Source organism: Ktedonobacter racemifer DSM 44963, from assembly GCF_000178855.1.
Taxonomy (GTDB): Bacteria; Chloroflexota; Ktedonobacteria; order Ktedonobacterales; family Ktedonobacteraceae; genus Ktedonobacter; species Ktedonobacter racemifer.
Map to the genome: position 1 here is coordinate 3,308,296 of NZ_ADVG01000001.1, position 14,777 is coordinate 3,323,072.

At 56.6% G+C, this 14,777-nt stretch carries 10 protein-coding genes and 1 pseudogene; 7 read left to right on the forward strand and 4 right to left on the reverse strand.

Going from position 1 to position 14,777, the window contains the following annotated elements; translation table 11 throughout:
• Positions 1-475: 475 nt before the first annotated feature.
• From KRAC_RS71200 to KRAC_RS78240, 3 genes are all read right to left on the reverse strand, one after another.
• Positions 476-673 (reverse strand): hypothetical protein, encoded by a 198-nt coding sequence (locus KRAC_RS71200; RefSeq protein WP_157506436.1) that lies wholly within the window; start codon positions 671-673, stop codon positions 476-478.
• A gap of 36 nt (positions 674-709) precedes the next feature.
• Positions 710-3,442, reverse strand: coding sequence for a valine--tRNA ligase (locus KRAC_RS14005; protein ID WP_211221274.1), 2,733 nt, complete (start codon positions 3,440-3,442; stop codon positions 710-712).
• A 420-nt stretch (positions 3,443-3,862) separates the two neighbouring features.
• Complete coding sequence (locus KRAC_RS78240; protein ID WP_007907999.1) at positions 3,863-5,539, reverse strand: FHA domain-containing protein; 1,677 nt, start codon at positions 5,537-5,539, stop codon at positions 3,863-3,865.
• Between the two features lie 307 nt (positions 5,540-5,846).
• Between KRAC_RS78240 and KRAC_RS61550 the strand changes: the two genes are divergently transcribed.
• From KRAC_RS61550 to KRAC_RS14040, 6 genes and pseudogenes are all read left to right on the forward strand, one after another.
• On the forward strand, positions 5,847-6,467 hold the full coding sequence (locus KRAC_RS61550; RefSeq protein ID WP_007908000.1) for a PadR family transcriptional regulator: 621 nt from the start codon (positions 5,847-5,849) through the stop codon (positions 6,465-6,467).
• Positions 6,468-6,742: 275 nt separating this feature from the next.
• Positions 6,743-8,253 (forward strand): annotated as a pseudogene (locus tag KRAC_RS65860) (zinc ribbon domain-containing protein).
• Between the two features lie 97 nt (positions 8,254-8,350).
• A complete protein-coding gene (locus KRAC_RS75905; RefSeq protein WP_244422049.1) occupies positions 8,351-8,494 on the forward strand; it encodes a hypothetical protein in 144 nt (47 codons plus the stop codon).
• A complete protein-coding gene (locus tag KRAC_RS14030) occupies positions 8,440-8,907 on the forward strand; it encodes an HD domain-containing protein (protein ID WP_244422140.1) in 468 nt (155 codons plus the stop codon). The genes KRAC_RS75905 and KRAC_RS14030 overlap by 55 nt, the downstream gene beginning before the upstream one ends.
• Positions 8,908-9,093: 186 nt before the next feature.
• Positions 9,094-9,534, forward strand: coding sequence for a TM2 domain-containing protein (locus KRAC_RS65865; protein ID WP_007908002.1), 441 nt, complete (start codon positions 9,094-9,096; stop codon positions 9,532-9,534).
• A 7-nt stretch (positions 9,535-9,541) separates the two neighbouring features.
• Positions 9,542-9,841, forward strand: coding sequence for a DUF2752 domain-containing protein (locus KRAC_RS14040; RefSeq protein WP_007908003.1), 300 nt, complete (start codon positions 9,542-9,544; stop codon positions 9,839-9,841).
• Positions 9,842-9,931: 90 nt separating this feature from the next.
• Here KRAC_RS14040 and KRAC_RS14045 read toward each other — a convergent pair whose 3' ends face one another.
• Positions 9,932-12,601 (reverse strand): M1 family aminopeptidase, encoded by a 2,670-nt coding sequence (locus KRAC_RS14045; protein WP_007908004.1) that lies wholly within the window; start codon positions 12,599-12,601, stop codon positions 9,932-9,934.
• Between the two features lie 418 nt (positions 12,602-13,019).
• Here KRAC_RS14045 and KRAC_RS14050 point away from each other — a divergent pair, with 418 nt between their 5' ends.
• Positions 13,020-14,723: an ABC1 kinase family protein gene (locus KRAC_RS14050; protein WP_007908008.1), complete on the forward strand. Its 1,704-nt coding sequence runs from the start codon at positions 13,020-13,022 to the stop codon at positions 14,721-14,723.
• Positions 14,724-14,777: the final 54 nt, after the last annotated feature.

A 14,777-nucleotide genomic window follows, 5' to 3' on the forward strand; every position in this document is an offset into this window, starting at 1 on the left:
CGACGCGCCAAAAGCCTGAACAAGGCAGAAAACGACCCAGGAATAGAGAGAAAGGCTTACAATAAGCCAGCACAAAAAAGCTGCACACAAAGAAGGGAAAATGATGTAGGGGAGAGCGTGTGGAGATGCTCAGAAGAGTCAGGAGTCAAGGACTCCAGGGATAAGCTGATAACGCGACTAACAGAAAACACAGACAACCAGCACTGGCAGAGGCTCCAGCGCGTACATACCAGGCTATACCCCCACTTTCACGGTGGAGAGAGGCCTGCGCATTATAAAGTTGTCATGTGTGTAGTCGCAGTAGGACTATTTGCCCCGTGCCTTTAGCGGCACAGCATATCAGCAAAGTTTCTTAAAGAAGCAGTCCACCGCGCTCTAGCGAGCAATGGCGGTCATCCAATACACCTCGTTCTAGCAACAATATTGTTGAGATATCTACAAATATACCCGCATTCCCCCCCAAAGTCAAGCCCTTTTAAAGGACCACCAGGACCTTACAGTTCTTGCCTCGGCGAGCGTAGCGAGCCTCAAGGTAGGGGGTGTGGTGGCTGGTTGGCTTCGCCAACCAGCCACCACACCCCCTACCTTGAGTGCCGCAGGCACGAAGCCGCTCCTGAGAAAGAGAGTTACAGCACTCACTAAAAAGGGAGGTGTAAGGTGGCTTATTTGCCACCTTACACCTCCCTTTTTAGTGAGTGCGAATGTTTATTTATCCGGCGAGCTGGGCACGGCGGGTTTCGAGCTTGGTGACGCGCTCCTCCTGGGCGACGAGTTTCTCGCGCTCTTTGGCGACTACTTCGGGCTTGGCTTTGGCTACGAAGTTTTCGTTGGAGAGCTTGCCCTGCAAGCGCGCACACTCCTGCTGGGCCTGGGCAATCTCTTTGTCGATACGCTCAAGCTCCTTGGCAATGTCGACCATACCAGCTAGAGGCAGGTAGATCTCTACGCTGCCCGCGAGCAAGCCCATCGCCTGCTCGATCTTGCTCTCCAGGATCGTGTGCAATTGTGGCTCCTCAGTGCGCGCCAGGAACTGGATGAGCGGACTCTGCTCCTTGAGCATCACGACATACTCGCCCGCGGCCATAATGACCGGGATGCGGCGTGCTGACTCAACGTTCATCTGGTTGCGCGCATCGCGGATACGCGTGATCGCTTCCTGCAAGAGGCTAAACTGCTGCTCGGCCTCATCATCAACGAACTGCTCCTGGGCGGTTGGCCAGGGGGCAATGATCAGCGCCGAGGCTGGCCACTTGCTCTGATCAGACTCGGTCAGGCGATAGAGGTGCTGCCAGACCTCCTCAGTGACAAAAGGCATGAAAGGATGCAGCAGGCGCAGGCTCTGGTCAAGCACGGCACGCAGGATGGCCGTGGTCGACTGGCGCATCGCTTCGTCGCCCTGCATCTGGACCTTGGCGCTCTCAACGTACCAGTCACAGTAGTCGGACCAGAAGAAGTCATTGATCTGGCGTCCAGCCTCACCAAGCTGGAAATCGTTGATCAAGCGTGTCACAGACTGCGCCAGGCGATTCAGGCGCTGCAAGATCCAGCGATCGGCCAGGGTACGAGGCTTGACCGCGCTGATATCTGGGACGCCACCACCGACCTCAGCCGTGGACATAAGCACAAAGCGCGAGGCATTCCAGATCTTGTTGGCAAAGTTGCGGTTACCAACAATGCGTTCCTCGATCAGCTTCATATCGTTGCCCGGTGTGCTGCTGGTAGCCAGGGTGAAGCGCAGGGCATCGGTGCCAAACTTGTCCATGACCTCCAAGGGATCGATGACGTTATTCTTCGACTTACTCATCTTCTCGCCCTTGGCATCGCGTACCAGACCGTGCAGGTAGATGGTGCTGAAGGGTACAGTTCCCATAAAGTGGATGCCCGCCATGACCATGCGCGCAACCCAGAAGAAGATGATGTCGTAGCCAGTCTCCATGACTGCCGTTGGATAGTAGCGGCGCAGGTCAGCGCTATCCCCGGGCCAGCCAAGCGTGCTAAAAGGCCAGAGCCAGGAGCTGAACCACGTATCCAGCACATCCTCGTCCTGGCGTACAGCCGTACTATGGCAGTGCAGACAGGCTGTCACGTCCTCGCGGCTGACCGACATCTCACCACAGGTTTCGCAGTACCAGACCGGGATGCGATGGCCCCACCAGAGCTGGCGCGAGATACACCAGTCATGAATGTTCTCCAGCCAATCCATATAGGTCTTGTTGAAGCGCTCGGGCACGATACGAATCAGGCCGTGCTTTACCGCGCCGATAGCGGGAGTCGCCAGGGGCTTCATCTTGACGAACCATTGCTTAGAGATCAGTGGCTCAACGACAGTGTCACAGCGCTGGCAGTGACCCAGTGGCACGTTATAATCCTCGATTTTGACCACGAGGCCCTGGCGCTCAAGCTCGGCAACGAGGTTCTTGCGCGCCTCGTAGCGATCCTGGCCCGCGTAGGGACCGGCCTCTTTGGTCATGATGGCATCAAAGCCAATGACTTGTACGGCGGGCAGCTTGTGCCGCAAGCCAATCTCGAAGTCGGTGGGATCGTGCGCGGGCGTGACCTTTACCGCGCCGGTACCGAAGGCCAGGTCCACGGCCTCGTCGGCGACGATAGGAATCTCGCGTCCAACCACGGGTACGATTGCCAGGCGCCCAACAATATCCTTATAGCGTGCATCCTTGGGGTTCACGGCAATCGCGGTATCACCCAGAATGGTCTCGGGGCGCGTGGTCGCGACGCTAATATAGCGAGTTCGCGTCTCGCTCTCGCCCTCAACTGGCTTGAGCGGATAGCGCACATAGGTCAGCTTTCCAGGGGTGTCAACATGGTTGACCTCGAGGTCAGAGAGGGCACTCATACAGCGCGGACACCAGTTGATGATGCGCTCACCGCGGTAGATCAGCCCCTCTTCATACAGGCTGACGAAGACCTCGCGCACGGCGTGAGAGAGCCCCTCATCAAGGGTAAAGCGCTCGCGTGACCAGTCACAGGAAGCGCCCAGGCGGCGATGCTGGTCCTGAATGCGTCCCTTATACTGGTGAACCCATTGCCAGACACGCTCTAGAAAGGCCTCACGCCCCAGTTTATGACGGTCGGTCCCCTCTTTGGCGATCAAGCGCTCGACGACGGTCTGGGTCGCGATACCGGCATGGTCCTCGCCCGGCACCCAGAGCGTCTCATCGCCCAGCATACGATGGTAGCGGATCAGGATATCCTCAACAGTGGAGGTAATACCATGTCCCAGATGCAGCGCGCCCGTCACGTTGGGCGGAGGCATACTAATAACAAAGGGCTTGCGCTCAGGATTGGGGCGTGGCTTAAAGTAGCCTCCCTCTTCCCAGAAGCGATACCATTTCGCCTCGACCGCCTGGGGCTCATAGGCCTTGGGAAGATCGGCGGCGGATGGAGTGGGCATTGTGAGTGTGTTCTGCTCCTGCTCAGCCATGTTGACTCCTCTTGTTCAACACAATAAAAAAAGCCTTCCTCGTAAAGGACGAGAAAGGACATGACTCGTGGTACCACCTTTGTTCGATCAATTGCACAGATTGATCCTCATGGGTGCGATAACGGACACATCCGTGAAAATTCCCCAGAATGGGTGCTTTTCAGACTCCCAGGCGACCTTCAACGCTTCTTCAACCGAAAGGGACTTGCAGCCAGCGATCCCTTCTCTCTGGCGGTGGGTGCGTCTACTCCTCCTGCTCGTAGCCAGGTATTTATATGCTCTATTTTCTTTTTCGGCAATTATCTCTAGTCTAACGAGTGCAAGCACGAATGTCAATAGACTAGAAAGTAAAGGATGTGCGTGGGAAACTGGCCTGCGGCCAGTTTCCCACGCACATCCTTTACTCGGATTCAGGTTTTCCTAGAACTTCTTGAAGGTGCAGGTGACCTTGCCGAAGGAAATGGAATCGCCATCGTTCAGCGGGGTCGCCTTGTCGGGCTCCAGGCGCTTGCCATTGACGCGCGTGGAGTTGGTACTATTCAGGTCGGTCAAGGTAAAGCTGTTTCCGCTATGCTCAAAGGCGGCATGCACACGTGAAATGGTGTCCGCGCCCTGTTTGCTGCTCAGATCAACATCGGGACGGATACCGCCCAGGTCATCGTCGTAGCGGCCAACGGCAGCAGACTCGCCCTTTAGCTGCACCTGCGAGCCATCGCTAAAGATGAGCGCGCCCCAGGCTGGGCCTGCTGCGTTGGAGGCTTGAGGAGCAGGCTGAGCATGTCCCGCTGCGCGAGGCGACGGAGGCTGTTGCGCGGGCTGAACCAGGTTGGCCTTGCCACCCTGCTGCTGTTGCAGGTGCGCAGGCGGGGTGTAGTAGACCTCCTCTTTCTTAGGCTGCTGAGAGGGAGTCTCCTTCGCGGGTGCAGGTGTAGGAGCCGTGTTGGGAACAGTAGGCTGTGAAGCGGTCGCCTGGCTCTGCTGATTTGAAGGTACATAGTACTGGATCTCAGGCTTCTTGGGCGCGGGCGCCGCTTCCTTCTTCTCCGTACCCTGCACATACTTTACCGTCGGCTGTGGCGCGACCGTAGGATTCTGCGGCGTTGGCGGCACATACTCCGGCGGCGCGGGCCGCTGCGGTGGCTGCTGACCCGGGAAGATTGTCGACTCCACCACACTGGGCTGCGGCTGCGCGGGCGGAGTATAGGTTGGTGTGGGTGGTGGCGTATACGCTGGCGCCGGTGGCGGCGTCGGAGGGGTATAGGTTGGCTGCGGCGCCGGTGGCGGCGTCGGCGGGGTATACGTCACGCGTGGCTGGGGAGCCGGTACCGTAGGCTGGGCAGGCTGAGATGCCGCCTGCGAGGCAATCGTATGGAATGTCGATGCTCCGCACTTGGGACAGAAGGCCGCGCCATCCTTGACCTCCGAGTTACAGCGTGAACAGTAGAGCTTGGGAGGCGTCAACGAACGGCCACAACCGGAGCAGAAGGTATCGCCCGGCTCATAGGGCGTATTACAGTTCTGACAGCGCAAACCACCCGTCGCGGGAGCTGGCATCATTGGCTGGGGTGGCCTCGCCATAGGTGGGACCGGAGGCATATCCCGGTTCTGTGGAACATAGTACGGCTGTTGCGCTCCCGAAGGAAGCTTCATCGACTGCTGCACCTGGGGTAGCAATTGGTATGGGACAGGACCAGGCATGATTCCTGGGCGCTGCTGGCGCACCAGGCCATCGGTCATATTCAACACCTGGTTGCTCAGGCTCGCCTGCCGCAAAGCACCTACACCAGCCGTCAGTGCCAGTGGCCAGAGGATGGGCAACGCTACAATACCCACGGCTCCGACAGCCGCCTTATCGATCCACTTCTGCTGACCAATCATCGCCAGCACACCACCAGTCGTGCGCTGCAACGTCAGAGAGAGCGCGGCCTGCATACCAAGAATGGCCTCGAAATCGCCGCCTTTCTTCAACTGCACCAGCATCTGGTCTTTATTACCAATATTTTGCGCCTGATACCCCTGGGCCATGTAGGCATTTACCATGTCTCTGGCAAGGCGTTCAACATCGATATCCTCTGAGTTATAAAAACGGGCATCCATCTAAAATCCTCCAACAAAGCGTTACAGCCAGCGAAGCCTCTTCACTCTCCTCATTCCCATCTTACCGATTATATGTCACATATAAAAGTATCGTTCTGGAGGTACTACGTTTCTACCGCGTGAAAGTTGTAGTGTGGGTGTGATGGCAGTGGCAGGCCAAAGCTCTGCCACTGCCATCACACCCACACTACGCGATTTGAGCGCCACAAGCGCGAAGAGGAGTGAGATAGCTCGCTTGAGATGCTATAATGGAGAACGCAAATCGAGGGTCAAAATCTAATGCCTGTTGCCAGTAGGGAAAGAGTCTATGCACGAACCACTAGAGCAAGATAGACATGAGCCAGCAGAAACCAATGGGGGAGAACTGTCCGCGCGCAACCGTCTGCGCTATATTATCCTGGGACTACTCTGGGCGCACCCAATGAGTGGCTACGACATCAAGCAAGCCTTTGATCGCGCCATCGCAAGCTACTGGAACGCAGGCAACAGCCAGATTTATACCACACTCAAGAGTTTAAGCCAGGCCGGGCTGGTAGAATCTGAGGTCATCGTGCAGACGGCGCGCCCTAATCGCAAGGTTTATCGCCTGACCGAGGCCGGACAAACCGCGCTTGAACAATGGCTTGAAGAGGAGGTTCCAGATCGCTTCACTAAGGATGAATTTCTCACGAAACTCTTCTTCTGTGGTGAGACCAGCGATGAGATCGCGCTTCACCACCTCCAGCATCATCGTGAGAGCCTGCTCCAGCAATTAGCCTATATGGAACGGGTCAAACAGCAGTACGCCTCGCGCCCAACGCGTCGTCCTCGCCTGCTTGAATACCAGATGCTGGTGCGCGAGTATAAAGAGGCTGTGCTTAAAGCCGGGCTGGAAGTCACAGAGCACGCAATTGAGCGCCTGAACGATCAGACACCCGAGCGCCCTTAAGCGCCAGTATAGAAAGAGCAGGATACCCTCTACCATGATGCAAGATGCACCGCTTTCCTTGCCGCTCCTGGAAGATTTACGCCAATCCATCACCCTGACAGGAGAGGGCTTTAGCCCGCCGCAAGCCACGGTTCTTTAGACCGTGGTGAGGCGTGTTCTTGGGCTTGAGCTCTTGCAAAATAGAGTACTATATAGAACGGATGTTTGACAATTTCAAATCAGTCTGGTACTCTCTAAGAGAGATACCATATATTTTGCGCGAGGAGGTACTGAACATGGCAAAAGCCACGAAAACCATCAGGCAGGCGTTACACTATCCACCGCAGTATGCTGCCTACTTCGCGGCAAACCAGTCCCTCTTCAATCTGGTTGTGGCCTTTTATTTTGAAGTCATCCAGGCACACGAAGGTCTTCTTGCCCTCAAAAATAAGCAGGCCCTCACGGCCCTGGAGAAACTCACGCATACAACGGAGTCCAACCCCAATCCGATCATGCCACTCACCGATCTCGCGCCAGATATCCCTGCTCTGTTCCGACGCGCTGCTATCAATGCCGCGCTTGGCTCGGCTCGCTCCTTCTTCTCCTCTCTCAAAACATGGCGAGCACGTAAGCAGAAACACGAAGCCAAACAAACGAAGAAGGGCAAGAGGAGGCCGTTCAGGGTGCGGCCACCAGTCCCGTCCCGATCATGGAAGAAGTCAGCTCCCTTCTACGCAAGCCTTTGGCGCGAGCGTTGTACCCGTTCTATCATGCTCAAAGTCTGGACCGGCTCGTGCTGGTCCTGGCTCAAAATACACACGCTCGGTCGCGATCTCCCTGATGATGATCTGATGGGCAGTCCACAACTCGTCCGCAAGGGAGATCGCTGGTGGTTGCATACCCCTCTCGAAAAGACCTTCGAGGCGCCCGCAAAAGTCATAGAGCAACTCACCGCCGCCCAGACACGTCTCTGTACGGTGGACCTCAATCTCGATCATCACGTAGCTGTGTGCAGCGTCCAGACCGTTGACGGCACCATCCTGGCTACTTCCTTCATCGGGAATGACACAGCGGTATCGGGCACAAGGCGCGCAACCGATCACAGACTGGCATCATTGCCGAGAACGAACAGGACAATGCCGACCTCTGGGCCAAAATCAGGCACGTTGACGAACAGATCGCGCACCTGGTGAGCAGCCGCATTGTCCAGTTCGCTACCAAGCACGAGGCGAGTATTCTCGTCTTCGAGCATCTAGGCAACCTGCGACCAGAGCAGGGCAAGTATTCGCGTCGGGGCAATACGAAACGGGCCTACTGGATGAAGGGCCGCATGTTCCGCTACGCAAAGTACAAGGCGTGGAATGGAGGCGGTCTCATCACGGCCCGTGTGAATCCGCGCAATACGAGCCGGCAATGCCATCGTTGTCATGGCCTGGTCGTGCGCTACAACCAGGGACAGCCCCAGGAGGGCTATACTCCCGGCGCCGCCCTCTGCTTCTGCCCACAGTGCCAGATGCGCGACCATGCCGACAGAAATGCCAGCCTGAGAGTCGGGCAGCGCTTGATCGAGCGTACGCAAGCACCTTTGAAGGAAAAGCCTCATGCTCTGACGCGACGTGCGAAGAGGGAGCCGAAAGGCTCAGGTGTTGGGATCTCCCAGGATGCCAAACGCCAGATGGGACCATCCATCTCTGCGGCAAGGCGTGGAGATCATGCCAACGGGCATGGCACCACCCAGAGAGGAAGGCGCCGGATGGGCGCGCCCCTCTCAGATATTGCGTCCCAACTACGGATTCACTTTGAGTAGTGGCTACGCCACATATCTCACGAATCCGACTACGGCACAGTGTCAGAAGCTGCTCGGCTTTAGCCGACGCGGAGTGTCACAGGAGATACAGGGCGCGATGTCGCCACCTTTCTCATCGTCCACGGTTGCCCACAAACAGCCAGACATTGTGGCGAGGTCGCGGCAGAAGCCCGACGCGTCGCCCTCCTGGACGGCGCGGACCCGGCGCTTGCCGAGGCTGCGGGCTGGCTACACGACGTAAGCGCGATCTTCCCCACACCAGAACGCGTCAAGATAGCCTACCAGTTGGGTATTCCCATCCTGCCCGAAGAAACGGCTTTCCCCATGATCGTTCACCAGAAGCTCTCACGCGTCCTTGCCGTCCAGGTCTTTCAGATTATCCAACCAGAGGTCTTGAGCGCGGTCGAGTGCCATACCACACTCAAGCGCGACGCCAGCCAGCTCGACAAAGTGCTCTTCGTAGCGGACAAGCTGGCCTGGGACCAGCCAGGACAAGCCCCCTTTCACGAAGGCATGCAAGCAGCACTAGAAATCTCGCTGGACGCGGCCACCTTCTTCTATTTGCGCTATATGTGGGAGCGCCGCGAACAGCTCGCAGTCCTTCATCCCTGGTTACGCGACGCATATCTCCAAATACTACAGTCAAAATTTTAAATTTACAAAAGCGAAAACTGCCTAAAGGGCCTTTAGGATATTTTATAAAGACACATGTTGATGCTTGACAGTTGATGAGCCGCTCACTTATAGTTCCTTCGTGGGTAGTAAATATTCACGACAATAATTTTTCTTCTCTTAAAACAAAAAGCGCTTAAAGCTAAGCCACGAAGGGATTTATGCATCATGGACCAGCAGCCTAACCAGCAACCACAATATCAGCAGCCCCCTTTCCAGCAGCAGCCTTCCTTTCAGCAGGGTTATCCTCAACAGGGTCAACCTGGTTATCAGCAGCCTCCTTTCCAGCAGCCTCCCTTTCAACAAGGTTATCCTCAACAGGGTCAGCCTGGTTATCAGCAACCTCCTTTCCAGCAGGGCTATCAACAGCCTCCTTTCCAGCAGGGTTATCCCCAGCCGGGCAAAGATTGGCTGATAACGCTGCTCCTGTCGATTTTCCTTGGTGGCCTGGGCATCCATCGCTTTTACGTTGGTAAGACTGGCACCGGCATCGCCATGTTGCTTACCGGTGGTGGCTGCGGCATCTGGGCGCTTATCGACATTATTATGATTGCATCGGGCAGCTTCACTGACGCCAACGGTCAGCCACTCGTCCGCAACAACGTGTAATGAAGCTATGCACATAGAGAAACACGTTGCGCGAGGGAAGGCGGGATGGCTCATTCTCCTTCCCTTACTTTTCTTCCTGGTGCCGACCTCCTGGCTTGAGGCCCATCCTCCAGTCTGCCTCTCGCGCCTCATTTTCAAGCGCCGCTGTCCCGGCTGTGGCATGACGCGGGCCATCTCCTGCGCCGTCCATGGTCAATTTCGCAAAGCCTGGCACTACAACAAACTCGTCGTGATCGTCCTGCCCCTCCTGACACATAGCTGGCTGCGCGAAGTGCTGCGCCAAAGTTTTCGCTGGCCTTATCTTTAGATAGTGTGTGCGCATAAGAAAGAAACCTGGAGAAAAGAGAACGACCTGGCACGTTTCTTCGTGCCAGGTCGTGTATGCAGGTCCTACTGCTTAAGAGAGGCGGGCCTCCAGGCCTGTGACTTGCTCGCGGAGCTTGCGATTCTCAGCGCGTAGCTCGTCGAGATCTTTCCGCACCTGGTTAAGCTGTTCCTCGCCCTTGTCGCTGCTACGCAGGTTGTGTGCGGCCCAGCGCATGGCGCGCTGCACGCCATCCTCCGTCTCGCGGCTGGCGACGCTTTCCAGCACCGGAATGGCCCGCTTCTCACCAAACGAGAGCAAGGCCCAGGCTGCGGTGGCACGGGCAGGTCCCCAGGTATCGTGCTCTGCGGCGTGCATAAGAGCGGTCACGGCTCGCTGACGCGCCGCTTCGCTATACTCATGACGCAGGCTACCAACCGCGTTGAGGCCCATTATGGCGCCACGACGGAGGGTGATGTAGTTGCTCGTATCGCTCATGTAGGCGATCAAGGTATCGATCACACGCTCGTCACCTGTGGCGGCGAGGCCATTAAAGACACCGTTCTGCACACCATAATTCCAGGAGGGGCGCTCCAGGGCCTTTGTTAGCAGCTCAATGTTGCCTTCGGTACGGGTTTTACCCAGCGCAGCCGCGGATGCTGACTCGACCCGATAGCTTACATCACCGCCCTCAACCACGGGACGCAGAGCCTCGGCAGAGCGCTGGGCCAGTTCACCATGCGTGTGCGCCGGGAACTCTCCAAGGGCAACAGCGAGCGCGGCCCGTACACGTGAGTACTCCTTCGCATCCAACTCTCTAAAGGCTTGAATGAGGATATCCTGTGCCTCGGCTGTGCCGTGCTTGGCAATGGCCTCGGCGGCGGTGGTGCGCACGCCCCAGAAAGTATCACTATTCAACGCGTTGATGAGAGCGGTCAACGCCTGTGGCTCGCGGCGGTCGGCAAGAGCCTCGGCAGCTTCAACCCGACCCAGGATATCGGCGTCATGCTCAAGCTGGTAGACGAGCAGATGAGTGGGGCGCTCGAACTTTAGCGACTTCAGCAGGCGACCCTCGGGATCGAAGCGTACCATCACCGGCTCGCGCTCCAGTGGCAGATAGAAGATCTGCTCGACCTCGCCATCCTCACCCAGGGTGACGTGCAGCGGGATCGTACGTGTCTCGTCGCTTCCCTCTGAGGCGGCAATGGTAAAGGCGATCTCGGTTGGCACTTTGAAGCAGGGCGTCAGGTCGTCGACCTTCTGCGCCTGGCGTACCTTGACCTTCGCCAGCTTATGCTGTCCATCCCAGGAATAGCTGACCTCGAACTCGGGATAGCCACCGCTGTAGATCCACTGATGGAAGAAATGCGCCAGGCTGCGACCCGTGGCCTCCTCAAGCGCACGCTCCAGGTCTGCGGTGATGACTTCACGCGTACGGTTGCGCTCCAGGTACGACTTGATACCACGGCGGAAGGCGCTATCCCCAAGCTGGTTGCGCAGCATATGCAGAACCCAGGCGCCCTTGTTATAGATGTGTCCATCAAAGAGCTCAAAGCCCTGGTTGTAGTATTTATGATAGACAACCGGGCGACGATAGCGGCGATCCTCGTTCTGGTAGCCCTTGCGCGTCTGCAACATCTCCCATTTGAAGTAGTCCTCGCCCTGGTCATGCCCAGTCCAGAGGTGCTCGAAGTAGGTAGCGAAGCCTTCATTCAGCCAGGCATTGGGCCAGTCGCGGCAGGTCACCAGGTCGCCAAACCACTGGTGCGCCAGCTCATGCGCGGTCACCGAGACGAACTCGGGGGCCATATCCAGGTTGGCCTTCTGGTCGAAGAGCAAGCCAAAGCTATGCGTCGTGGCCGTTGTATGCTCCATGGCACCCGTATAGATCTCGACCACGGTCTGATCATAGTTGTCATACGGATACTCGACGCCGGTATACTCGGAGAAGAAGCCCATCATATCTGGGGTCTTTCCCATGTACAGGCGCGCGTCGTCCGCGCGGTCCTTACGCACATAGTAGGAGACCGGCTTGCCCTTATACTCATCCTTGATCACGGCAAAGTCGCCCACGACGAGCGAGATCAGGTAGGCAGCATGAGGCACGGCATGCAGCCAGTGGTGTGTCTTTGTCTCGCCATTTTCAACGACCTCCAACAGATTACCATTGGCGATGGTAATAAACTGTGAGGGCGCGGTCACCAGGAACTCGGTTGTGGCACGGTCGTTGGGGGAGTCATGGCAGGGGAACCAGTAGGAATGATACTGTGGCTGACCAAAGGTATAGGCCTGCACCGGGCGCGTGAGATCCTCGGGCGCGGGCTTAACAAAGTGCAGACCATTGCGCGGCCTGGTGTGATAGGTCACCGCGACCGTAAACTCTTCGCCATGCTTGTAGGGGCGGTCGAGTTCGATATGCAACTTCTTCTCGCCAAGACTGTAGTCCAGTTCTGGACCATCCACAAGTGCAACTTTATCAATCGAGAGCTCAATCGCATCAAAGGTAACGCTTTTGGCCTCTTCATAGAGAGCTGTGAAGGTTGTGTAGATGGTACCGCTGATCACTTCCTGGTCGAAGTCCAGCGCGATATCCAACTTGACGTGTTTGACATCGCCGGGGCGATCAGGTGCGTAGTGCAGCGTATCGCCGGGCAATTCATAGTTACGCGCGGGCGGATTGGGCAATGCCTCCTGGCCCTGCATAAATAGCAGGCTATAGCCATTTCCGAGGTCTACAGAATGTGCTCTGGTACAGTGTGTCAAGGTTATAGCTCCTCTTGCGTGAAATAATCTGACAACGGAAGAACAGTCCCACTACCACACAGCCACCAACCCATACAGGCCCGACCCAGAGTCCTGATCTGGCACTTCTGAGTGCACGCTGGCTGTAACTCATCCCTGGTATTTCACTAGTATATCATCTTTATTGAATGTTATCCGCTCACAAACCAGCTTTTCAGACCTTCCCAATTCTCCTATAGCACCTACCTCGGCTCGCTGCGCGAGCCTTCGGGGTAAAGGTATGTGCGCGGAAAAGGGACCTGCGGCCCCTCTTCCGCGCACATACCTTTACCCTTGAGCGCTGCAGGCGCGAAGGAGAAAATCACAGATCTTGAACATATCTTGCTTTTCACCGTAGAGTATTATGTGTGATCCTTCTTGTTGGCAGAAAGGCTCTTCTATGAGAAATGAACCACGTGGTATGAATAGATTTGCTCAATTCTTGCGTTTCTTACGTGTATCGCGCCTGTTGTTATGGACGCTCTGGATTATTTACCGAGAGCGTCAGCGGGTGGTAAAAGCGCGGCAGCGTGGCAACTACGAGGTACAGCCGAATATTGAGGTGCTGTTAAAGGTCCTGCGCGCCTTTAGAGCCACCGCCCTCCAGTTGGGCGTGCTGATGATTAAGCTGGGACAGTTCTTGAGCGCACGCGCGGATATCCTGCCAGAGCAGGCCCTCTCCGTGCTGGCCGATTTGCAGGACGAGGTCCCGCCTGCTCCCTTTGAGCATGTGGCCGCGGTAATTGAGGCGGAGTATGGCAAGCCGCTCACGGAGATTTTCAGCTCCTTTGAGGAGCAATGCACGGCGGCGGCCTCGCTGGGCCAGGTTCACCGGGCTACGCTGGCCAGTACAGGCGAGACAGTCGCAGTTAAGGTACAGCGCCCACACATCACGCAACTGGTGAGGATGGACCTGAGCACACTGCGCTTTGTCATCTGGGTCGTGAACCGCTTTTTCCAGAGCGACTTTATTGATTTGAAGGGACTCTATCGAGAGTTTCGTCGCACCGTCTATGAAGAGATCGACTATGTGACAGAGGCAACGAACGCTAAACGCTTTCGCGAGATGTTCCGTGAAGATCCAAGCATTTATATTCCTCACGTCTACGAGGAATATATTTCTAAGCGCGTGCTGGTGCTGGAATGGATCGATGGCATTAAGGTCAATGATTACGCGGCACTGGACGCGGGAGGCTATTCGCGCCTGGAGATCGCCAACCGCACAGTGCGCGCCTACTTTTACCAATTCTTTGAAGAGGGCTTTTTTCATGCTGATCCCCATCCTGGGAACATCTTTGTCAAGAAGAATTCGCCCTCTGATGACCCGGTGATCGCCTTTCTGGATTTTGGCATGGTCGGCTCGCTTACGGGCAGCATGAAGCGCGCCATCCGCGACCTCTTCCTCGGGCTGGTCTTAAGCGATTCCAAGAAAATGGTGGACTCGCTGCTTAAGTTGGGTTTTGTGGGAGAAGGGGCGAATCAGGCCGCACTTGAACAGGCCCTGGACATTATGCTGGAGCACTATTTCGGCATGACGCTGGGCCAGGTGCGCGAACTGGAGGTATCGGGTGTGGCCCATGACCTGGACACACTGCTCTATGGGCAACCATTCCGTATCCCTTCACAATTTGCCTTCGCGGGACGTGCGGTAAGCACACTGGTAGGCGTCTCAACGGGCCTGGCTCCCAACTTCAACTTTGTGGATGTGGCGACTCCCTACGCACGTAAGTTCCTAAAGTTGGACGCTGAAGGCATTAGCCAGGCCGCCCAGAATATCCTCAAGGAGGCCATAGACGCTGGGCAGGTGCTGCTGGAGCTTCCAAAATCCGTCAACCGTCTCATTGGCAAGATAGAGGCGGGTCAGGTAGAGGTGAGACTGGCAAATCTTCCTGGCAATAATAGTCGCTCACGCAGAGCACGCCAGCGCAATGGCGCGGCGATGAGTACAGGGGGGAGCGGTGTTGGGGGGCTGACCTGGAGCTTCTTCTTCGGCGCCTCGCTCGCGGCTGGAGTTTATCTGACAAACCTCCATCAAGGGCTTCCCGGCTGGTTCTGCCTGGGGATCGCGGGCGTCAGCGCCCTCGGACTCCTGTTCAGGCGCTAAAAAGAGGTTCACAAATTGATGTGGGTTGTGGGGTGTCGTGGATACTGGCAGCCT